The 21,778-nt window shown below is 72.0% G+C and carries 17 protein-coding genes and 1 pseudogene; 9 read left to right on the forward strand and 9 right to left on the reverse strand.

Features of this window, described 5'->3' with window-relative positions:
• Positions 1-10 precede the first annotated feature (10 nt).
• From NDW01_RS32965 to NDW01_RS32980, 4 genes are read left to right on the forward strand one after another with little or no spacing between them, the layout of a single operon-like run.
• On the forward strand, positions 11-961 hold the full coding sequence (locus NDW01_RS32965) for an ATP-grasp domain-containing protein (protein WP_252828253.1): 951 nt from the start codon (positions 11-13) through the stop codon (positions 959-961).
• A complete protein-coding gene (locus NDW01_RS32970; RefSeq protein WP_252828254.1) occupies positions 958-2,322 on the forward strand; it encodes a YcaO-like family protein in 1,365 nt (454 codons plus the stop codon). Before NDW01_RS32965 ends, NDW01_RS32970 begins: the two co-directional genes overlap by 4 nt.
• A 5-nt stretch (positions 2,323-2,327) precedes the next feature.
• On the forward strand, positions 2,328-2,867 hold the full coding sequence (locus NDW01_RS32975) for a TOMM precursor leader peptide-binding protein (protein ID WP_252828255.1): 540 nt from the start codon (positions 2,328-2,330) through the stop codon (positions 2,865-2,867).
• Entirely contained in the window at positions 2,864-4,681 is a 1,818-nt protein-coding gene (locus NDW01_RS32980) for a hypothetical protein (protein WP_252828256.1), read from the forward strand. The genes NDW01_RS32975 and NDW01_RS32980 overlap by 4 nt, the downstream gene beginning before the upstream one ends.
• Before the next feature lie 67 nt (positions 4,682-4,748).
• Here NDW01_RS32980 and NDW01_RS32985 read toward each other — a convergent pair whose 3' ends face one another.
• The 7 genes from NDW01_RS32985 to NDW01_RS33015 all read right to left on the reverse strand — a co-directional run bounded on the left by NDW01_RS32985 (position 4,749) and on the right by NDW01_RS33015 (position 13,671).
• Positions 4,749-5,636: a ParB/RepB/Spo0J family partition protein gene (locus NDW01_RS32985; protein ID WP_252828257.1), complete on the reverse strand. Its 888-nt coding sequence runs from the start codon at positions 5,634-5,636 to the stop codon at positions 4,749-4,751.
• Positions 5,637-5,909: 273 nt separating this feature from the next.
• Complete coding sequence (locus tag NDW01_RS32990; protein ID WP_256513664.1) at positions 5,910-6,545, reverse strand: response regulator transcription factor; 636 nt, start codon at positions 6,543-6,545, stop codon at positions 5,910-5,912.
• A 212-nt stretch (positions 6,546-6,757) separates the two neighbouring features.
• A complete protein-coding gene (locus tag NDW01_RS32995; RefSeq protein ID WP_252828259.1) occupies positions 6,758-7,501 on the reverse strand; it encodes a PadR family transcriptional regulator in 744 nt (247 codons plus the stop codon).
• A gap of 30 nt (positions 7,502-7,531) precedes the next feature.
• Positions 7,532-8,338 carry a DUF4097 family beta strand repeat-containing protein gene (locus tag NDW01_RS33000; protein ID WP_252828260.1) on the reverse strand — a complete coding sequence of 269 codons (807 nt, stop codon included), beginning with the start codon at positions 8,336-8,338 and terminating at the stop codon, positions 7,532-7,534.
• A gap of 134 nt (positions 8,339-8,472) precedes the next feature.
• Entirely contained in the window at positions 8,473-8,652 is a 180-nt protein-coding gene (locus NDW01_RS33005) for a DUF6104 family protein (protein WP_252775676.1), read from the reverse strand.
• A 92-nt stretch (positions 8,653-8,744) separates the two neighbouring features.
• Positions 8,745-12,428, reverse strand: a complete 3,684-nt coding sequence (locus NDW01_RS33010; RefSeq protein ID WP_252828261.1) for a multifunctional oxoglutarate decarboxylase/oxoglutarate dehydrogenase thiamine pyrophosphate-binding subunit/dihydrolipoyllysine-residue succinyltransferase subunit — start codon at positions 12,426-12,428, stop codon at positions 8,745-8,747.
• A 202-nt stretch (positions 12,429-12,630) separates the two neighbouring features.
• Complete coding sequence (locus tag NDW01_RS33015) at positions 12,631-13,671, reverse strand: serpin family protein (RefSeq protein WP_252828262.1); 1,041 nt, start codon at positions 13,669-13,671, stop codon at positions 12,631-12,633.
• Positions 13,672-13,794: 123 nt separating this feature from the next.
• Between NDW01_RS33015 and NDW01_RS33020 the strand changes: the two genes are divergently transcribed.
• Positions 13,795-14,463: a DedA family protein gene (locus NDW01_RS33020; RefSeq protein WP_252828263.1), complete on the forward strand. Its 669-nt coding sequence runs from the start codon at positions 13,795-13,797 to the stop codon at positions 14,461-14,463.
• Between the two features lie 414 nt (positions 14,464-14,877).
• Positions 14,878-15,777, forward strand: a complete 900-nt coding sequence (locus NDW01_RS33025) for an SDR family oxidoreductase (RefSeq protein WP_252828264.1) — start codon at positions 14,878-14,880, stop codon at positions 15,775-15,777.
• Between the two features lie 76 nt (positions 15,778-15,853).
• Here NDW01_RS33025 and NDW01_RS33030 read toward each other — a convergent pair whose 3' ends face one another.
• Positions 15,854-16,528: a cupin domain-containing protein gene (locus NDW01_RS33030; protein WP_252828265.1), complete on the reverse strand. Its 675-nt coding sequence runs from the start codon at positions 16,526-16,528 to the stop codon at positions 15,854-15,856.
• 124 nt (positions 16,529-16,652) lie between these two features.
• Here NDW01_RS33030 and NDW01_RS33035 point away from each other — a divergent pair, with 124 nt between their 5' ends.
• Positions 16,653-17,237, forward strand: a complete 585-nt coding sequence (locus tag NDW01_RS33035; protein WP_252828266.1) for a DUF1707 SHOCT-like domain-containing protein — start codon at positions 16,653-16,655, stop codon at positions 17,235-17,237.
• Positions 17,238-17,480: 243 nt separating this feature from the next.
• On the forward strand, positions 17,481-18,221 hold the full coding sequence (locus NDW01_RS33040; protein ID WP_252828267.1) for a L,D-transpeptidase family protein: 741 nt from the start codon (positions 17,481-17,483) through the stop codon (positions 18,219-18,221).
• Positions 18,222-18,281: 60 nt separating this feature from the next.
• Here the strand turns inward: NDW01_RS33040 and NDW01_RS33045 are convergent.
• Positions 18,282-18,669: pseudogene (locus tag NDW01_RS33045) on the reverse strand (SCO5389 family protein).
• A gap of 222 nt (positions 18,670-18,891) precedes the next feature.
• Between NDW01_RS33045 and NDW01_RS33050 the strand changes: the two are divergent.
• Positions 18,892-21,726 carry a hypothetical protein gene (locus NDW01_RS33050; RefSeq protein WP_252828268.1) on the forward strand — a complete coding sequence of 945 codons (2,835 nt, stop codon included), beginning with the start codon at positions 18,892-18,894 and terminating at the stop codon, positions 21,724-21,726.
• Positions 21,727-21,778 lie beyond the last annotated feature (52 nt).

The following is a 21,778-nucleotide window of genomic DNA, read 5'->3' on the forward strand; positions in this document are numbered from 1 at the left end:
CGAGGAGAGGGTGGTCTTCTTCACGCGGGCGGCCGACGCGGAGGTGTCGGAACTGGAACGGCTCCTCGCCCTGCTCGGCGTCCCCTCCCTGCGGATCGACGCCGACGTCCTCGGCCCGATCCAGGTCGAGCCGACCACCCCGGCGACCATCCGGATCGGCGGCCGGGCCGTCCGCCCCACGGCGAGCTGGACGCGCAGGTTCTGGGCCTCCGCCATGCCGCCCGCGCGCACCCCGGTCGACGTGCTGCACCGGGACAGCTGGCTCGCCCTCGCCGCCCAGCTCGCCAGGTCGGCCCCGGCCGCGCTGCCGGGCCCGCGCATGGGGCTCCTGGAGCAGCTTACGGAGGCCGCCGCGAGCGGCGTGGGCGTCCCGGCGACCGTCGTCGGCACGGACCTGGCCGAAGCCGCCGACCTGCTGCCCGGTGACCGGCTGATCGTCAAGGTGCTGGACACGCACTTCGTCGAATCGGCGCCGGGCACGCTGCACGGCTTCCTCCCGTGCGTCCTGCCGCGCGCGGAGGTCGCCGGGCTCGCCACGACCTCACGGGTCCCGCTCGTCGTCCAGGGGTACGTGCCGCACACGGCCGAGTACCGCGTCTACGCCATGTGCGGTGAGCTGATCACCTTCGAGGTGCGCAAGCCCGCGCCGGACGCGATCTGGCGGGATCCGGACGCGGTCGCCGTCCGCGCCGTCGACGCCCCCGCGGACGTGGCCGCGGCCGTCGCCGGCCTCGCCGAACGCTGGTCTCTCGGCTATGGCGCGTTCGACGTGCTCGCCACTGAGGACGGCACCGTGTTCCTGGAGGTGAACGCCGACGGCGACTGGCGATGGTACGAGGCCAAGGCCGGTGTCCGGACGGTCAGCCGGGCGCTCGCGCTGATGCTCCGCGACCTGCACATCGCCTGCGGCGGAACGGTCACGCGGTCCGGGTTCGACCTGCTGACGGTGATGGCCGGTTGACCGCATTCGACGGGTTCAACGGGTTCAACGGGTTCGATGGGGAGGCGCGTGTGGGACAGCGGTCCGCACTTCTGGACCTGGCCGGGCCGTACGGCGCGGTCGGCCGGCCGCGGCGGGTCAACACCTACGGCTGGATGCCGAACGAGTGCGTGTTGTACACGGCGTCCACGGGCAACCCCTCGGCCGTGACCGGGCCGTTCCGGGCCGACGCGCGCGTCGGCCACGGCACCGGCAGGGCGTACGGCGACGCGGATCGGGCGCGGCTGCTCGCGGTGGCCGAGGCGCTGGAGCGGTACTCGGGCCTCGTCGCCCCCGAACGCGGCGTGGTCGTGGCCTCGGCCGCCGAACTGGGCGACGACGCGCTGGACCTGGACCTGATCGCGCGGTGTTCGCCCCGGGAACTGCGCAGGCCCGGCTGCCCGGTCCACGCCCCCGACGGGACCCGGCCGATCCGCTGGACCGAGGCCGTGAACCTGCGCACGGGCCGGCCGGTGCTCGTCCCGGCCGTGCTGGTGTTCCTCACGTTCCCCGAGTCGGCGGCCGAGAACTTCTGGATCCCCATCTCCACCGGCTGCGCCGTCCACCGCACCGTCGAGGCGGCCGTGGTCAACGCGCTGTGCGAGTTGATCGAACGCGACGCCCTCGCGCTGACCTGGCTGCTGCGGCGGCCTCTCCCACGGCTGGCGGAGGACCGCCTGCCGGACTCGGCGCGGTCCATCCTCGCCTGGTGCGCCGACCACGGCATCGAGTCCTTCCTGTACGACGCCACCACCGATGTCGGGGTGCCGGTCGTGTACTGCCTGCAGATCGCCGAGCACACGTCCCGCACCGGTCAGCTCGTGGGCGCGGCCTGCGGGTTCGGCGGCGCCTCGCTGACCGAGCACGCCCTGCTGGAGGCCATGGGGCTACGACTGGGGATCGAGAGCCGGCCGGCGCCACCTCGCCGGTACGCCGACCATCGGGTGGTGGACGACGGGGCGGCCGTGATGGCCGCGCGGGCCCGCCGGGAGGCCTTCGGGTTCCTGCGCGGCGGCCTCCCGGCGTCCCACCCGGCCGGTGACCTCTCGGCGTCTCGTCCGGTCGGCGGCGATCCGGGCTCGGACCGGGCGCGCCTGGAGTTCCTGCTGCGGCGGCTGGCGGAGCTGGGCATGACGGTGCTGATGGTGGACCTGACGACGCGCGAACTGCGGGACAGCGGCCACGTCGCCGTCCGGGTGATCGTGCCCGAGCTGCAGCCGATGTCGGCCCGCCCGCTGGTGCAGTACCGCGCCCACCCCCGGCTCCGCACCGCCGCCGAGCGGATGGGGCTGCCGCCCCTGCCCGAACGGCGCCTCAATCCCTATCCGCAACCGATGGCGTGAGGCCCATGGACGACGACACCGCGACGGACGTACGGATCGCGGCCGACGGCGACTTCGGCGCCGTGTTCGCCGAGCACCTGCGCGGCCTCCTCGCCTCGGTCGGGGGACCGGTGCGCACGGGGACGCCGCGGATCGACGTCCGGGCCTCCTGGCGGGACGTGCCGGCGGAGTTCGCGGCGTTCGGGGCCGCGGCGCGTCCCGCGCCCTGGCTGCCGGTCGCGGTGGCCCACCCGTACATCCGCGTCGGCCCGCTGTTCGTGTCAGGCCGGGCTCCCTGCCACACCTGCTTCCGCACCCGGGCACGGCAGCACGAGGACCCCGTGGAGGAGGAGATCAGGCAGCGGCTCGCCGCCGATCCGGGACTCGGAGTGCGCGGATTCCTGCCGTACCAGTCCATGATCGCCGCCGGGCTGGCGCTGGCGTTGCTGCAGGGTGAGGAGAGGGGAACGGTCGCCGTGATCGACTGCCGTACCGATGAGGTGGCCACCTGGCGCGTGACACCCGCGGAACAGTGCCCCGGCTGCGACGACGGGACGGACCGATGAGCCGCTACCCGCGCCGCAGGGAGGGGCTGGCGTTCGTCCCGACCGACGACGGCTACATCGTGGACGGCGGGCCACGGCGGGAGCACCTGACCGGGCGGTTGGCGCGCGAGGCGCTGCCCGTGCTGTTCGGCCTGATGGACGGGACCAGGACCGTCGAGCAGATCGGGGACGCGCTCGGCGTGCCCGTCGACCCGATCGTGGACCTGCTCGTGGAGCGCGACCTCGTGCGGTACGAGGCGGCGCCGGACCCCCACCCGTCGTGGATCTTCCTGCGGCGGTCCCTGCCCGCCTCCCGGGCGGACGGCGTGTGGCGACGGCTGCGGGCCGCACGCGTCACCGTCATCGGCGACGACCCGGTGGCCGGGCTGCTCGCCGCGTTGCTCCGCCAGTCCGGCGTCGGGACCGTCGACCGCTCCGGCGGTCCTGCGGATCTGACCGTCGCGGTGGTGAGCGGTCCCGAGGTGCCCGCCGCCCCGCCGACCGGGGCCTTCCTGCCGGTACGGACGGACTCGGCCGCTCTCCCGATCGGCGGGATCGACCGCGATCCGGCCCGGGCGGCCGTCACCGCCGGGATCGCCGCCGGAATCGTCCTGCGCCGTCTCTCCGGGTACCGGCCGGCCGGGCTCTGGGAGGAGACGGAGACCGCCGAGGGAATGACGGCTGCCGGGGGCAGGGCGGCCGCCGAGGGCAGGGTGGTCGGCGCGGACCTGGAGTCCGCCGCTGGGATGGGAGCCACCGCGCGGTCGGGATCCGCCGCGGGGACAGGAGCGGCTGCGGGCAGGGGAGCCGTCGTGGGGACGGGAGCCGTCGTGGGGACGGGAGCCGTGGCGCGGTTGGGAGCCCTGGCGGAGGTGGGAGCCATGGCGGAGGTGGGAGCCATGGCGGGGATGGAGGCGGCCGGGGAAATGGTGCCTGCCGTGCGTCCGGCGCCCCCCGCCAAGTGGTACCTGACCGAGCGCCGTGTCCCCCTGCGGCGCAGCCCGCATCCGCTCGTTCGAACGATGTCCTGGATACTGGCCGGCCGGCGGCTCGCGCCCGCGGCCGCGCCGCGCGCCGCCGTCCGGACGTACCTGGTGGGCGACCTCACCGGCGGCGGCCACCGGGCCTACGCCGTCGACCTGGCCGCGGGCGCCTTGGTCGAGCTGCCCGGAACGGTGAAGCCGGGCGGTGACGTCGTCACCGTGGTGCTGACCGGCGACCGGACGTGGCCGCAGGGCACGGCCGGCGAGCGGCTGCTCCACGGCGACACGGGTCTGCTGATCGCGCAGCTCGCCGATGACGCCCGGTCCGCCGGCTGGAGCGTCCGGACGCGCGACGCCGACGGCCGCGCGGACGCGCTCGATCTCGATCCGGACCGGGAGCGCGTGACCGCCGTTCTCGACCTCGCCCCGGTCCGCCGGGTCGCACGCCCGTCCCGGCGCCGGCGGCGTCCGCCGGGCCATCGCTTCGGCGATCCGGCCCGCGACATGAGCCGCCTGACGAGGCTCGCCGGCCTCGGCCTCGGCCGGGCGGACGAGATCTGCCCCGATGGGCGGGTGCGGTACGCCTGCCGTCCGCGCGGTGCGCTCGGGTGGGTCGGCGAATATCTGGACGATCGAGGCCTCGCGGCCGCGGCGGTGCTGCTGTTCACCGGCGAAGCGGACGCCCGCCTCGTGACCAAGGCCGCGGTGGCGGCGGGGACGGTCCGCCTCCTGGCGGCGAGCGCGGGAATCGGGGCCGGGCTCATCGCCGGCCTCGCCGACCATGACCCGCACGTGCTCTACGGCTGCGTGCTCGCAGACCCGGGGCGGCTCCCCGCGGCCGTCGTTCGATGAGGCGACGCCGGCCACGGTGATGGGCGCGGGTGCCGTACTCCGCGGGCGCCCGGCCTGACGTGCCCGCTCAGCGTCCGGCCGACGGCGCGGCGGGAAGGCGGACGTCACCTCCGCCGTCACGGTAGAGGGAGTTCGGCATGGCCATCGCCTGCTGCAGGAACGCGGAGATGATGCGTGCTCCCGCGCGGTCCTGCGTGAGGTTCTTGGCGCGCGCCCACGCCCGGAGCAGCTCCAGGTCCGCGATGCTCAGGGTGACGATGATCTGTTTCACCGAGCCGGGCCGGTGCCCGTCGCCCGCGGGTCTCTCGTCTTCGGCGGAGCTCGTGGTCTCGGCCGCGCGCGTCTTGAAGTAGTCCGCCTGCTGCGCGTTCGACATCTCGGCCACCGCGGCGGCGATCCGGCGCAGTTGCGCGTCGTCGACCTTCTTGGCTCCGTAATGGTCCTCGATCCTGAGCGCCGCGCGAAGGTCGATGTCACCGCTTCTGACGAGCTCCTTCAGGGCCGGCCTCAGGCGGTCGAACTTGACGTAGCGCCGCACCCTGCCGTACGGAAGTCCGAACCGTTCCGCGACCGCCTTGATGGATCCGTACTTGTGGTAGAGCCTGGTGCAGGCGTCGATCAGGTCCAGGGTGTTGAGATCGCGGCGTATGAGGTTCTCGCTGATGGAGAGGGCGCTGGCGACATCCTTGTCCGGCCTCTCCTCGATGATCGCCGCCGCGATCTCCGTGGCACCGAGCCTCCGCATCGCCAGCCAGCGTCTCTGGCCGGCCAGGATCTCGTAGTATCCCGCTCTGTCCTCCAGCGGAGCGATGATGATGGGCTCCAACTGGCCGTGTACGCGAATGCTGTCCACGAGTTCACCGATGTCCTGTTCGACATCGCGTGTTCGAGCCTGCTGTGCGCCGATGACAAGTCTGTCCAGATTAATATTTTCAACCCTGTTGAAAAGCACCATATCGGCCTCTCCGTCTGCGCATCGCCCACCTATGCGCCTCCCCAGTGAACCAATGGTCGATCCGGACGCCAGGGGCGTCCGGATCAGAATCGACGACTCGCTATCAGCCTGGCCCGGCCGTCGACTCGAGTGACATGCCGCTAACAGGGACGACCATGTCCGAAATTATGAGTGCCGGGAGTCGGCGGCGGTAGGTCATATAAACACCTCAGCGACATCCTCGCGGTGCTCCACAAGGCTGTGGTGCCCGCGCCACGGCCCTGTGGACCCGACTCACCAGACGGCCATGCGCGGCGGCATCTCGCGCTCCATCGCCGCGCGGGCGAGTTCGGCCTTGTTGCCGACGCCGAGCTTGGCCCGGATTCGCTCGACGTAGGTGTCCACGGTCGACTTGCGGACGCCGAGCTGGGTGGCGATCTGGCTGTGGGTGAGACCGCGCGCGAGCATGCGCAGGGTCTGGTCTTCGCGGGGGGACAGGTGCGGTCGGCCGACGTCCGACGCGGCCATCAGCGTGTGGGCCACGTCGGCGATCTCGTCGCAGAGCAGGAAGCCACCGCCCGCGACGACGCGCAGACCGGCGATGAGCAACGAGGTGTCGCAGCGTTTGGTGAGGTAACCGCTCGCGCCGGCGCGTACCGCCGCCACCACGTCCGGCGGCCTCGCCGACGTGGACATGATGAGGACCCGGGTCGCGGCGAGCTTGGCCACCGCGTCGATCGCCGGAACCTCACCGTCGAGGTAGAGGTCGAAAAGCACGACGTCGACCCGGAGCCCTTCGACGAGCAGCCGTTGCAGGTCCTCCACGTCGGCCACTGACGCCACGACGGCCATGTCGGCCACCGTTTCTAACGCGTGTTCGACGCCACAGCGCGCGATCGGGTGAGCATCAATGACCGCGACATGAATCAAAGTGGCCCCCGGCGGAGGTCGGCCGATGATCTGTGCCCCACAAATGTGGTGTTATTTGGTGCATCAACACAGTATCTGGAAAAATAACGCTAATCCAGAAGTATTCGGACAATTACCAGCCAGGGTGACGTTCCGTTCCAAATCAGTGACCGATCGGCATGGGCCACTGCGGTGACGCCGCGGCGATGACGGGTTCGGCGCGGCCGTTCCCGCTAGCGCCCGTCGACCTCCGGAACGCCCTGGTCCTTGGCGAGGATCTCCGTGCGCAGCCGCGTCGACGTCTCGGCGAGGAGGGCGCGGGCCGCGGCCACCTGCTCCTCGTCGACGCCGTCCCGGGTCGCGGCGCGGACCTCGTCGACGAATCTGCGCAGCGCCCGGTCGAGCTTGACGCGGGTCGCGTCCTCGCTGCTGCCGGTGGCGGTGGCCCAGGCGTCGTCCCAGGTGTGCCGCCACTCCTCCTGCAGGGTGCGCTTGTGCTCCTTCCAGTGCGCCTTCTGCCGCTGCCACTCATCCTTCTGCCGTCGGGTCGTCTCCTTCAGGTTCTGCGCCGCTCCCGCCGGGCCCTGCCGGCGCATCTCGCGGGCGGCCTGGGTGAGCTCCTCGCGCAGCGACCGTACGGTGTCGCGGACGTCCTCCTGGACCTCGCGGGCGATGTCGCGTACGGACTCGGTGAGCTCCTCCTCCAACTCCGCGAGCTCGTCCATCCGGCGTTCGAGCTCGTCGCGGCCCGCGTCGGTCAGGCGGTAGACCTTCTTGCCCTGCACGACCTCGTGGGTGACCAGGCCCTCCTCCTCCAGCCGGGCCAGGCGCGGGTAGATCGTGCCGGGGGAGGGGGAGTAGACGCCCAGGAAACGGTCCTGGAGCAGCCGGATGACCTCATAGCCGTGCCGAGGGCTCTCCTCGAGCAGCTTCAGCAGGTACAACCGCAACCGGCCATGCCCGAAAACTGGACTCATCGCTCGCTCACCCTCATAGTCGATCGCCGATCACGTCAGTTCCTCCGGTGCCGGTCGGCTGAGCAAGGTGACGGCGCCGGAGACCGAGTTCACCGTGAGGGACGCGTCGCCGTCGCCGAGCGTACCGCTGACGTACCGGCCCACCGGACGCTCCTGCCGGGTGAGCGCGGGGAAGGCGGCGTCCACCCTGCCGGTCATGGAGTTCAGCGTCACCTTGGCGGAGGTCGACTCGGGCAGCCGAATGGTGACCTCGCCGGAGACGGTGCTCACCTGGGTGTGGCCGCCGGCACGCAGGTCGACGTCGGTGGTGACCTTCCCGGCGACCGAGTGGGCGGTCAGCCGGTCGAGGCTGCCGCCGGCGAGGGCCAGGTTCCCGGAGACGGACTTGAAGGTCACCGAGCCCGCGAGTCCCTGCGCCTCGATGTCGCCGGCGGCGGTGTTCGCGTCGATGGCCCCGGTGACACCGTCGAGGGTGACATCGCCCGAGGCGGCCTTGACGGACACCCGGCCGGCCAGGCCGGTGACGATCGCGTTCGCGGTGACGACGTTCAGGGTGACCGGGCAGTCGGGCGGAACGGTGATCGTCACGTTGACTCGCCCGCGGGTGTTCTGCAGCCACTTGAGGACGCCGTCCCAGCCGCCGCTCTTGTGGTTGACGGTCAGCATCCCGGCCTCGTGGATCACCTCGAGGGGCTGCCCGGAGATCTCGGAGACCTGGAGCGTGGGCCGTTCGTCGCTCGGGAGGATCGAGATGGTCCCGGCCACGATGTTGGCCTTGAGCGCCACCACGCCGTCGAAGTCGAGTTTTGTCGGCTCATCCACCGTCCAGCGCGCCACGGCACGATCCCCTTCCGTCGGGAGGCTTCGCTGTAAACACGATATGTCGCGTTACGCGAAAGTCAAGATGTATCGCGTCACACCCACCGTGAGCTCCGTACGACGTGGCGAGCCGCCGCGTGCCGAGGAAAGGATCAGTCGTCGTCCTCGTCGCCCAGCCGGGCCAGCCACGTGGCGAGTCGCTCGACCGGGGTCTCGAACTCGGGGTTCAGATCGACGAACTCACGCAGCCGATCGGCCAGCCAGACGAAGGAGACCTCCTCCTCGCCGCGGCGGTCGGCCAGTTCCTCGATCCCCCGATCCGTGAAGTACATGGCAATCGTTCTCTTTCGCTGTCATCTCGCGCCTGGAGCGGAACGGCGCTCCACACGTGACCGTGCGGAGCGCCGTACGCCGGATGCGGCCGTTACTCGCTGAAGACCGCGGCCACCAGGCCCTGCTGCTCCAGGGCGTGGATCTTGGCGGACCCGACGGCGGGAGAGGAACTCGCCTGGCGGGACACCCGCTTGAGCTCCCGGCCCTCCAGGTGCGGCGGCAGCTTCAGCGCCATGAAGGGCCACGCCCCCATGTTGGCGGGCTCGTCCTGCGCCCAGACCAGCTCGGCGTCGGCCGGGTACTTCGCCAGCTCCGCCTTGATCTCGTCCACGGGCAGCGGGTAGAGCCGCTCGACGCGGACCAGCGCGATCGAGGTGTCGCCGGACTTCTCCCGTGCGGCGGCCAGGTCGTAGTACAGCTTGCCGGTCGTGAGCACGACACGGCGGACCCGCCCCAGCTGCTTCGGGTCGCCGATCACCGGCTGGAAGGAGCCGGAGGTGAAGTCGGCCGTGGCCGACGTCGCGGCCTTCAGCCGGAGCATCGACTTCGGGGTGAAGACGATGAGCGGCTTCTCCCGCGGCGACAGGGCCTGCCAGCGCAGCAGGTGGAAGTAGTTCGCCGGGGTCGTCGGCTGCGCGACCGTCATGTTGTCCCCGGCGCAGGTCTGCAGGTAACGCTCGATGCGCGCCGAGGAGTGGTCCGGGCCCTGGCCTTCGTACCCGTGCGGCAGCAGCAGGACGACGCTGGAGCGCTGGCCCCACTTCTGCTCACCGGAGGAGATGTACTCGTCCAGGACCGACTGCGCGCCGTTGGCGAAGTCGCCGAACTGCGCCTCCCAGCAGACCAGCGCGTCCGGGCGGGTCATCGAGTAGCCGTACTCGAAGCCCATCGCGGCGTACTCGCTGAGCAGCGAGTCGTGCACGTAGAACTTCGAGGTGCCCGAGCCGAACTGCTTGAGCGGGGTGTGCTCCTCACCCGTCTTGCGGTCGAAGAGCACGGCGTGCCGCTGGCCGAACGTGCCGCGCCGGCTGTCCTGGCCGACGAGGCGCACCGGGCGGCCGTCGATCAGCAGCGAGCCGAACGCGAACATCTCACCGGTCGCCCAGTCGATCGCGTCCTCTTCCACCATCTGCGCGCGCTTGGCCAGCAGCGGCTGGACGCGCGGGTGCGGCGTGAAGCCCTCCGGCAGGTTGAGCTGCGTGTCCACGATCCGCTTGATCGTCTCGTCGGAGACGGCCGTGGCGACGCCCGCGTGGTCGAGCGGGATGCGCTCGACGTCGGGTTTGGTGAAGCCCGCGGGCGGCTGCTGCTTGGTGGCCTCGCGGGTCTCGCTGAACGCCCGCTCCAGCTGCTGCTGGTAGTCGCGCAGCGCCTGCTCGGCCTCCTCGACGGTGATGTCGCCGCGGCCGATCAGCGCCTCGGTGTAGAGCTTGCGGACGGACCGCTTGGCGTCGATGAGGTCGTACATCAGCGGCTGCGTGAACGACGGGTTGTCACTCTCGTTGTGACCCCGCCGCCGGTAGCAGATCATGTCGATGACGACGTCCTTGTTGAACGCCTGGCGGTACTCGAACGCGAGCCGGGCCACGCGCGCGCACTGCTCGGGGTCGTCCCCGTTGACGTGGAAGATCGGCGCCTGGATCATCCGGGCCACGTCGGTGGCGTACACGCTGGAGCGGGAGTACTCCGGCGCGGTCGTGAAGCCGACCTGGTTGTTCACGATGATGTGCACGGTGCCGCCGGTGCGGTAGCCGCGCAGCTGCGAGAGGTTGAGGGTCTCGGCCACGACGCCCTGGCCTGCGAACGCCGCGTCGCCGTGGATGAGGATCGGCATCACGGTGAAGCCGCCCTCGCCGACGTCGCGCAGGTCCTGCTTGGCGCGGACGACGCCCTCGGCGACCGGGTCGACGGTCTCCAGGTGGCTCGGGTTGGCCACCAGGGAGGTGCGGATCTTCGAGCCGTCGCGCGCGACGAAGTCGCCGTCGGCGCCGAGGTGGTACTTCACGTCGCCGGAGCCCTGGGCGCTGCGCGGGTCGAGGTTGCCCTCGAACTCGCCGAAGATCTGGCCGTAGGACTTGCCGACGATGTTGGCGAGGACGTTGAGGCGGCCGCGGTGGGCCATGCCGATGACGACCTCGTCGAGGTGGTCCTGCGCCGCCGCGGTGATCACCGAGTCGAGCAGCGGGATCAGCGACTCGCCGCCTTCGAGGGAGAAGCGCTTCTGCCCGACGAACTTCGTCTGCAGGAAGGTCTCGAACGCCTCGGCGGTGTTGAGCCGGCCGAGGATGTGCAGCTGCTCCTCGCGGTCCGGCTTGTCGTGGGGGACCTCGACCTTGGACTGGATCCAGGCACGCTCGTCGGGGTCCTGGATGTGCATGTACTCGATGCCGACGGTGCGGCAGTAGGAGTTGCGCAGGACGCCGAGGATGTCGCGCAGCTTCATCGTCGGCTTGCCGCCGAAGCCGCCGGTGGCGAACTCCCGCTCCAGGTCCCACAGGGTGAGGCCGTGCTTGAGGACGTCGAGGTCGGGGTGCCGGCGCTGGGTGTACTCCAGCGGGTCGGTGTCGGCCATGAGGTGGCCGCGCACGCGGTACGCGTGGATCAGCTCGTGCACCCGGGCGACCTTGGCGACGTCGTCCTCGTGCGTGGCGCTGATGTCCTGCACCCAGCGGACCGGCTCGTACGGGATCCGCAGCGCCTCGAAGATCTCGTCGTAGAACTCGTCGTCGCCGAGCAGCAGCCGGTGGACGATCCGCAGGAAGTCGCCCGACTGGGCGCCCTGGATGATGCGGTGGTCGTACGTCGAGGTCAGCGTCATGACCTTGCTGATGCCGAGCCGGGCGAGCGCCTCCTCGGAGGTGCCGGCGTACTCGGCGGGGTACTCCATCGCGCCGACGCCGATGATCGAGCCCTGACCGGGCATGAGCCGCGGCACGGAGTGGACGGTGCCGATCGTGCCCGGGTTGGTCAGGCTGATCGTCGTCCCGGCGTAGTCGTCGATCGTCAGCTTGTTGGCCCGCGCCTTGCGCACGAGCTCTTCGTACGCCGCCCAGAACTGGCGGAAGTCCAGCGTCTCGGCCGCCTTGATGTTCGGAACGACGAGCTGCCGCTGCCCGTCGTCCTTCTTCAAGTCGATGGCGAGGCCGAAGTTGACGTGCTCCGGCTTGATCAGCATCGGCTTGCCGTCGACCTCGGCGTACGCGGCGTTCATCTCCGGCATCGCCTGCAGCGCCCGGACGATGGCGTAGCCGATCAGGTGGGTGAAGGAGACCTTGCCGCCACGGCCGCGCTTGAGGTGGTTGTTGATGACGATGCGGTTGTCGATCAGCAGCTTGGCCGGGACCGCGCGCACGCTCGTCGCGGTCGGCACGGCCAGGCTGGCCTCCATGTTGGTGACCGTCCGGGCGGCGACGCCGCGCAGCCGCACCTCTTCGGCGCCGGCGGGCGCCTGGGGAGCGGGGGCGGGCTTCTTCGCGGGCGCGGCCTCGGCGGGCCTGGCGGGCGCCGCGGGCTTGGCCGCGGCCGCGGGGGCGGGGGTCTGCTTCGGAGTGGGGGCCGTCGGCGGAGTCGTCGGGGGCGCGGCCGCGCCGTCGGCGCCGGCGGGCGCCTTGGCCGGGCGGTCCGGCTGGTAGTCGGCGAAGAAGTTCCACCAGGCTCGGTCAACCGAGTTGGGGTCTTCCAGGTACTTTTGGTAAAGCTCGTCGACCAGCCACTCGTTCGGACCGAAGTCGGGAGTGTTCAGGTCGGCGGAGGATCGCGACGACTGGGTCGACACGGCGGCGATCGCCCTCTTCCGCGGCTCGCAGGTGGATCAGTAACCTTGTCAAGGCTACCGGCCCTGCGGGCCCGGCGGGGCAAAGCCCGGAACGCTCTGGTAGGTCGTCGGTGATTCCCGTCGAACCAATTGGTGTGCTTTGAGCGAAATCAGGGTATGGCTAATCGATTCAGCCCGCTTTCGCATGTGACCTTGATCTCATTCACGGGTCGGTGATCCGCGCGGCGAAGTAGACCGCCTCGGTCCCGGGGTGGCGCACCAGCACGAGGAACGGCCGGTCGACCCGGAACTCCACGGGGCGCACGGGGGTGAAGGCCGCGAGCGTCATCACCGCGGCCGTCGCGGCCGCCCCCTCGAAGCCGCTCTCGTCCACCTCCAGCACGGCCTTGTGCTCGATCCGGTCGAGGTGCACCGGCTCCTCGGCCAGCCCGGACAGGTCGGCGTCCTCGGTGAAGGCGGTCCCGGCGCCCAGCGCCCGCAGGGCCTCGCCCAGGCTCACCCGGCCCTCGACCCGGAACCGGGGAAGGGACAGCGCCACGCTCATCTGCCGTGCCGAGCCGCGCAGCCGCCGGAGGAGGTCCGGGCCCGGCGGCGCGCCGGCGGGGTCCGGCCCGACGACCACCTCGACCGCCAGACCGCCCTCGGCGGCCGGGGCGACCATCCGCCAGCCGCCGGCCTCGGCGTACGCCATCCGCCCGGTCCGCCGCATCATCGGCACCCGGCGTCGTCCGCCCGCGCCGTGGAAGGGCTCGGGCCGGGTGTCCCGCCCGGCGAACGGGCTCCGCCAGGCCGCCTTCAGATACAGGGCGTTGGCGAGGACGGCGGCGGTACCCCGGCCCACCGAGCCGGGCGGCAGCAGGTCCCGGATGAGGTCCTCGGTGACCTTCTCCACCTCGGTGTTGATCGCCCGGCGCGCGGCGTCCGGATCCCCGGCGAAGTCGGCGACCCGGAACGCGGCCCCCGGCAGGTCCCCGAGCGCGCGCCGGTAGGCGTCCTTGACGGTCAGCCCCGGACGGGCCCACAGGATGTTGGCCACGTGGATCTCGGCGTCGCCGAGCGCGGCCGACTCGGCGAGCCCGAGCCGCTCCGGCGGCGCTCCGAGCACCCGCGTGAGCTCCGCCAGGGTCGGACCGCGCGCGCCGGCGGCGACCAGCGCGAGCGCCGACGCCACGGAGTACGGCGACCACACGAGGTTCGCCTCCGGCGGCAGGTGGTCGTGCAGCCGCATCATGAAGTCGTCCACGGTGCGCACCTCCCTCTCGATCCAAAGTAATGACCCAGTCTCAAACCTGAGGACGATTCGCGAGTGGACCAGGGCTCATACGATGACGAGGTGCCGACGCCGGAAATGGGATGTTGATCGCCTGTGGGCTCCATCACGCATGCTCTCCTGGACCTGCACGGTCCGGTCATCTATGGCGTCGTCGCGGCGCTGGTCTTCGCCGAGGCGGCGCTGTTCTTCGGCTTCGTCTTCCCGGGGGAGACCGCCATCGTCGTGGCCGGCGTGCTGGCCAGCCAGCACCGGGTCTCGCTGCCCGTCCTGCTCGTGGTCATCTCGCTGTCGGCGGTCGTCGGCGACTCGGTCGGCTACGAGATCGGCCGCCGCTACGGTGACCGGCTGCTCGGCATGCGGGCGCTGCAGAAGCACCGGCCGAAGGTGGAGAAGGCGCACGGCCTGCTGCGCCGCCGCGGGGCGTTCGCCGTCTTCCTCGGCCGTTTCACCGCCCTGCTCCGCGCGCTCATGCCCGCCCTCTGCGGCAGCGCCAAGATGCCGTACGGCAGGTTCCTGGCGTTCAACGCGCTCGGCGGGGTGACCTGGGGGGTCGGCTTCACCGTCGGCGGCTTCCTGGTCGGCACCGCCTTCGAGCAGGTGGCGCAGTGGGCCGGGCGGGTGCTGGCGATCGCGGTGGCCGTCGTCGCTGTCGTGGCCTTCGTCGTCTGGTCGGTGCGCCGCAGGCGCCGGGAGAACGCCGCCGAGCAGGAGGAGCTCACGTCGGCCGAGGAGCCGGAGCCCGTTCCCGACCGCGGCCCCTGACACGCCGCGGGGTCGTTCGCCCGTGCCACCGCCGGTCGGCCGTTTCTTACGGACGATGATCACCGCTGATGTACGCCCACCTCGTCAGCGAGCACGGTGCCGCCCCGCCGGACGACGAGGGTGACTACGCCTACTACGCCGGCCCGGTCAAGGTGAGCGCCGCCCACGACTGTGTCGACTGGGGCGGCGCGTCCGACCCCGGCTGGAACGTCTGGGTCTCCGGGTACTCCCACTGCGGCCGACCCGGCCCGGCACGTCTACGGAACGGCCCGCGATCCGGGGACGGATCGTGGGCCGGCGCGTTTCCGGGACGTTGCCGCGTCCCCGACCGAGCGGGATTCGGTCGGGTATTGGACACTGGGGGCACGGTGGACCCCGTGTTCAGGAGCTCAGGTCGCGAGGAGGGTACGGAGAATGGCGGAACTGCGGTTCGACGGACGGGTGGCGATCGTCACCGGAGCGGGTCAGGGGCTCGGGCGGCAGCACGCCCTCGAACTCGCCGCGCGCGGCGCGAAGGTCGTCGTCAACGACCTCGGCGGCGCGCTCGACGGCACCGGCGCCTCCACGGGCCCGGCGGCGGACGTGGTCGCCGAGATCAAGAAGAACGGCGGGGAGGCCGTCGCCAGCACCGACAACGTCGCCACCACGGACGGTGCGGAGGCGATCGTACGGACCGCGCTCGACGCGTTCGGCCGCGTGGACATCGTCGTGAACAACGCCGGCATTCTGCGGGACAAGTCGTTCAAGAACATGTCGCCGGAGGAGTTCGACCAGGTCATCGCGGTGCACCTGCGCGGATCGTTCCTCGTCACGCACGCCGCCTGGCCGCACCTGCGGGAGCAGGCGTACGGCCGGGTGGTCATGACGTCCTCGCCCGCGGGCCTGTTCGGCAACTTCGGGCAGGCGAACTACTCGGCGGCGAAGATGGGGCTCGTCGGCCTGACCAAGACGCTCGCCGCCGAGGGTGCCAAGTACGGCATCAAGGTGAACGCGATCGCCCCGATCGCCTGGACCCGCATGACGGAGGACCTGTTCCCCGCCGAGTTCAAGGACCGCCTCAGCGTCGAGCACGTCACGCCCCTGGTCGCCTGGCTCGCGCACGAGGGCAACGAGAGCACCGGCGAGACCTACACGGTCGGCGGCGGCAAGGTCGCCCGCGTGTTCGTCGCCGAGGGACCGGGCTTCACCAAGAAGGACGGCCTGAGCGTCGAGGACGTCCGCGACAACTGGCGGCAGATCAACGAGACGGAGCCGTACCTGCTGGCCAAGAACATCGGCGAGCAGACGACGGCGCTGTTCCAGGCCCTGCAGTGAGACCGGCGCCCTGACCGGCGCGGCGGCCGGCCACCGCGCCGGTCAAGGCACCGCGCCGGTCAGGGCGCCGCGCCGGTCAGGGCGCCGCCTGGAAGTCGGCGAAGTCGAAGCCGGGGGAGACGACGCAGCTGACCAGGACCTCCCGGTCCGTGGCGGGCCGGGCGGACTGCCAGACGCCCGCGGGCACCAGCGCCTGCGGGCGCTGGCCGTGTTCGACGTCCGGGCCGACGACGACCGTCTCGGTCCGCTCGCCCGGGGTGTCGGCCTCGCCCCCGAGGACGAGCTCCAGCGGGCCGCCGCGGTGCCAGAGCCACACCTCATCCGAGCGCACCGAGTGCCACATCGACTCCTCGCCGGGCCCGAGCAGGAAGTAGATGCCGGTCGCGGTCGACCGCTCGCCGCCGTGCGCCGCGACCGGTACGGACGTCCGCCAGGTCTCGCGGAACCAGCCCCCCTCGGGGTGTGGCAGCAGGTCCAGGGCCTCGGCGATCGGCGGCCTGACCTCGAAGGCGGTGACCCTGCCGCCCGGATTGCGGCGGCCGAACCGGATCTCCCGGACCGTCTCGCGGTTGACGGCGCCGGGCAGCATCAGCCGCGGATGGTCGAAGACGAGCGCGATGACCTGCTCGTCGCCGAAGTGGTCGGTGGCCAGGGCGGCGGCGTCCTCTTCCGGCGCGTACGCGGCCGTCTCGCTGCGGAAGTCCTGGTCGGGATGGGCGCGCCACGCGGCGAGCGTCGTGAGTAGAAGCACGGTTCCACCGTAGTCCGGTGCGCCGCCCCTCAGGCTGAGGCGAACGCGGATCGTGTTCGCTCGAACAGGTCTCGAAGTTGGAGAGAATTGAGTTAAGATACATCGCGACTGAGAGGGGTCTTCGATGGAGCCGTACCACCAGCCGGCGCCGGACCGGGCGAGTCTGCGCGCCTCCGACCAGGATCGGGACGAGACGGTGCAGCGGCTGCAGGTCGCCTTCGCGGAGGGCCGCCTCACGGACGGGGAGTTCGACGAGCGCATGCGCGGCGCGCTGGCCGCGCGGACCTACGGCGACCTCGCCGGGCTGCTCGCCGACCTGCCGGCGGCCACCGCCCCCGTCACGCCGCGTCCGGCGGTGCCCGCGCTGCCCAAGCCGGGGCGCTACACGGTCGCCTACAAGGACATCGTGCGGCTCGCCGGCCGCTGGCGGGTGCCCGGGACGTACCGCGCGCTCGTCTACAAGGGCGGCGGGGTGATCGACCTGCGGGCGGCGGAGCTGACCGAGCCGGTCACCACCATCCTCGCCGTGGCCTACAAGTCCGACCTCCAGTTCCTCGTGCCGCCCGGCGTCCGTGTCGAGGCGAGCGGCTTCGGTGTCACCCGTGACGAGGAGTGGACCGGTGACCTGGACGCCGACGCGCCGGTCGTGCACATCCGGGCCTTCGCCTACAAGGGCCGCGTCGAGACGCGGACGATGCCCCGGCACTGAGGCGCTGAGTCCGGACGAAGCCCGGGCGGTGAGTCCGGGCGCCTCGGCCGGAGGCGGACGCCCAGGGGGACGCCTGACCCCTTCACCCGGATTACGGCCGGAGACCGGCCTTTCCGGTCGGCTGCGGTGACATCTCCCACAGCATCCGAACGAACCCTTGCGACGGCAAAAGCATCGTAATGATCGCTCGCATGAGGTAAAACAGGTTGGCTCGTGCAATCTGTCAACGTTTGGGAGAGCTGTATGCGAATAAGCCTGGGGAAGGCCGCCGCCATCGGGACGTTGTCGGCAGTGGCCCTCGTCCCGGCTGTGGCCGCCCCCGCGACGGCCTTCGCCGTCGCCGCCACATCCCCCGTACAGGCGCAGGCCAACCCGACGCTTCATTTCGGTGACAAGGGCGCGGCGGTCACACGTCTGCAGCAGCGTCTCATCGCTCTGCACTACGACCCGGGAACGGTCGACGGGCAGTACGGCAGCCAGACCCGGTTCGCGGTCTGGGCTTTCCAGAAGGCCCAGGGAATGCACCCGAACCAGTCGGCGCCGGTCGGTTCGAAGACCTGGGCCGCGCTGGCGCACCCGAAGGTTCCCAAGCCCCTCGTCAAGGGTGGCGCCAAGAACCGCGCCGAGGTGGACCTGACCCACCAGCTGCTCTACATCTACAAGAGCGGCAAGCTGGTCCTCATCAGCCACATCTCCAGCGGCCGGGCGTACTACTACCAGAACGGCCGCAAGATCAACGCCCGTACGCCGACCGGCAACTACTACGTGTACCGGAAGGCCAAGGGCTGGGAGACCGGCCCGCTCGGCAAGCTCTACAAGGCCAACTACTTCCACGGCGGCTATGCCATCCACGGCGAGCCCGAGGTGCCGCTGTACCCGGCGTCGCACGGCTGCGTGCGGACGCCGATGCACACGGCGGACATCGTCGCCAAGCTCCTTCCCCTCAAGACCAAGGTCTACCTGCGGGGCAAGGCGCCGGCCTGAGCATCCTGAGACGGAGCCGTACGCGTGGGCGTACGGCTCCGTTCTCCTTTCTCGCCGGTCTCAGCAGTCCACGAGCTCCGGGCGCTGGTTCAGGACCTGTGCGCGCGGGGTGACGAACTCCCGGTACGCCTCATCGGCGTCCGGGCGGAACACCGCGACCTTGTGGCAGTTCTGGAACGCCAGGCGGACGCCGTAGTGGCGCTCCAGCGCTCCGCGCATCGCGTCGCTGGCCGGCATTCGCAGCAACTGACCGCGGGCGGCCTCGTCCGGGGGGCGGCACCTCGTTGGCCGTGAAATCGGCGCCGTCCGCCCGGAGCTCGCCGATCAGCCCGTCGACGACCTGCCAGGCGTACGGCAGGGACGTGCGGATGCATTCGACGAAGGCCGCGTCGTCGAGTTGGTCCCGCCGGGCGCTTTCGAGGAGTTCGCGGGAAACTGTCAGGGACATGTCACCACCTCCGAAGGGGGACGTTAGGCAGCCCTGCCGGAGACGTCTATGACCCGATGGTGACGACGGCCTGCAAGCGGTCGCCGACGTACGGGAACGGGCCGGTGACGGCCCGTTCGGAGATGAAATTCCCACCGGAACGGTCTCGTCTCCGCCCCCCGTTGCGGGCCGAATAGCGGTTTGATAGGTCCTTGCACGAATGGTCTTCAACAAGAGGTGAGCGTGACCACGACCGGTAGCGGAGCGCCCCCCGGGGAGCCTTTCGGCGGCAGTGCCGTCCGCCCCGCCCAGAATCACCCCCGGCCGGGCACTCCCCGGCGCTCCGGCCGCGACGAGCGCCGCCGCATCAGCGAGCGGCTCGCGGAGGCGGCGGACGCGGCCTCGGACGGCCGCCGCGTCCGCGGCGTGCCGAACTCCTCGCCCTGGCAGCGTTCCAACGCCGTGTGGCACCGGGCCGGAATCGACTGGAGCCGCGCCGAGCCGGAACGGCGCCCGCCGGCGCCCGCCAGCGTCCCCGTCGCGGCCAGCGCCGCGGCGTATCCGAACGCGGCGAGCACCGCGCCGCGGCCCACGGCCGCCGTCGCGGCCGCGGCCGTTCCGCCCGCGGCTCCTCCGGCCTCGCCCCCGGCGCCGCCCGCCGCCCCGGTGCCTCCTCTCGCTCCGGTGCCTCCGGCCGCGCCGCCGGGCGGGACGGCGGACGGTGAGCCGTGGGCCCCGCCGACGCGGACGCGCCGCCTGCCCCAGGTGCCGATCCGGCCCGTCGCCATCGCGGCCGCGGTCGTCGTCGTCCTCGGCGGAGGCGCGTACGCCCTGTTCGGCACGGGCGGCGACGCGCCGAAGAAGCCGGCCGCGCCGGTGCCCGTGGCCGCCGACCGTCTCTTCACCCCGGACCCGGCGGCCAAGACGAGCGGCCGGTCGCACGCGCTCACCGCCGTGGTCGCGGCGGGTGGCGCCGTCGTGGCCATCGGCTCGGAGCAGGGCGGCGTCTACTCGCGCGCGCAGTTCCTGACCTCCGCCGACGGCGGCCGCACCTGGCAGGTGGCACGGGTGCGCGGGGCCGACGGCGGCGATCCGCCGCCGGGGGAGTATCCGCAGTTCCTCGCCGGGAACACCCGCGGGTGGGCGGCGCTCGGCGTCACCGCGCAGGGCGTGGTCTCGTGGACGAGCCGCGACGCCCGGACGTGGACGCACGCGGCGGTCGTCGGCGCGTTCGCTCCCGGCGACAAGATCAATCGTCTGGTCCGCACGGGTTCGGGGTTCGTCGCGGTCGGGACGGGCGCCACGCAGGGCGGTGGCACGCAGGGGGTCGTCTGGACCTCCCGCGACGGGCGCTCCTGGACGCGGGTGGGCCCGGGACAGCTCACGCAGCAGAAGGGCGGCACCCTGATCGGCGTCTCCTCCGCCGCCGCGTTCGGCGACACGGTGGTCGTCGAAGGGACGCTGCGGACCACGGAGACGGTCACCAAGAAGGTCAAGAAGAAGAAGCGGAAGGTCACCCGGACCGCCGACCGGGAGGCCGTCTGGCGGTCGCCCGACTCCGGGCGCACCTGGGCGCCGGTCACGATCCCGCAGGCCCAGGGGTCGTCCGGCGACGTCACGGCGCTCGTGAGCACGCGCTCGGGCCTGTTCGCCGCCCGCGAGGGATCGCAGACCACCGGGTCGAAGAAGCACCGCCGCACGACGTCGTACGCCGTCATCTTCGGCTCCGCCGACGGCCAGACCTGGGCGGCGGTGGGCCGGCTCGGCACGGACGGCTACTCCCACCTGGGCGCCCTGCGCGGCGCGGACAACGGCCTGGCCGCCCTGGTGCCGGTGGGCGGCGGCAAGACGGCCGTGCTGACGAGCGCCGACGGCAAGAGCTGGCAGCGCACCGGCGACGTCCCGCCGGGCCGGACCCTCACCGACGTCGCGCCGGCGACGGCCGGCGCGGTGGTCACCGGACGGACCGGGACGAGCGACGCGTACCTCACCGTCGCCGGAGTCGGCGACGTCAACCTCGGCGCGATCCCGGGCGCCGTCCACCCCGAGCTCACGCTCACCGACGTGGTCGCCGACGCCGGCCGCGTCATGGCGGTCGGCGGTTCGAACGGTGACGCCGCACTGTGGACCTCGCCGGACGGCTCGGCGTGGACCCGCGCCGCGCTCCCGGCCGGAACGCCTCCCCGGCAGCTCACCGACGTCGTGCACGGGGCCGCGGGCTGGCTCGCGATCGGGCGGGCCGGAGGCCGTCCGCTCACGCTCATGTCCGCGGACGGCGGGTCGTGGCAGGCCGTGCCGGGCGGGAAGACGTTCGGCGGCTCGGGCCTCACCACGGTGGCCGCGACGGCGAACACCGGGACGTACGTCATCGTCGGCCGGAACGGTGACACGAGCGCCGCGGCCTGGTACTCCACAGACCTGAAGAACTGGACCTGGGCCGGTGGCGCGGAGAAGGGCGACCTGACCGGCACCGGGGACGCGCCCAAGTGGACCGCCGACGTCGCGGCGGGCCCGGCCGGATTCGTGGCGGTCGGCGGCCAGACCAAGAACAAGACCGCGCAGCCGGCGGTCTGGACCTCGCCGGACGGGAAGAAGTGGGCGCTGTCCCCGACGGCGCCGGCGCTCCCGCAGGGCGCCCCCGCGGGCTCGCTGACCTCGGTCGTGGCGCGGGGCGGGGTGCTGGTCGCGACCGGCGTCACCGGCGCGGCGGGCGTCACCGGCCCGCCGGCGGCGGGCGCTCCGGGATCCGCGGCCTTCGCCGTGGTCTCGGCGGACGGCGGCCGGACGTGGCAGCCCGTCTCCCTGCCCGGCGCGGGGCAGGGCACGGCGGTGACGGCGGCGACGGCGACGGCGCACGGGTTCGTCCTGGCCGGCGCGGCCGGTTCGGACGTGGTGCTGTGGACCTCGCCGGACGGTCGCACCTGGCGGTCGTCGCGGCCGCACGGCCTGGGGCTGGACGGGCTCGGCACGCAGCGGCTCGCCGGGCTGACCGTCGTCGGCGGCACGCTGGTCGCGGTCGGATTCACCGGGGACGCGTCCGGGGACGTGCCGACCCTTTGGCGGACGCCGATTCCCTGATCCCGGACCGACCGAAAGGCGATTCGGTTGCATGAGAACGCCATTGCGGCCG

The organism is Actinoallomurus soli (genome assembly GCF_024055715.1).
In the GTDB taxonomy this organism is placed as follows: domain Bacteria; phylum Actinomycetota; class Actinomycetes; order Streptosporangiales; family Streptosporangiaceae; genus Actinoallomurus; species Actinoallomurus soli.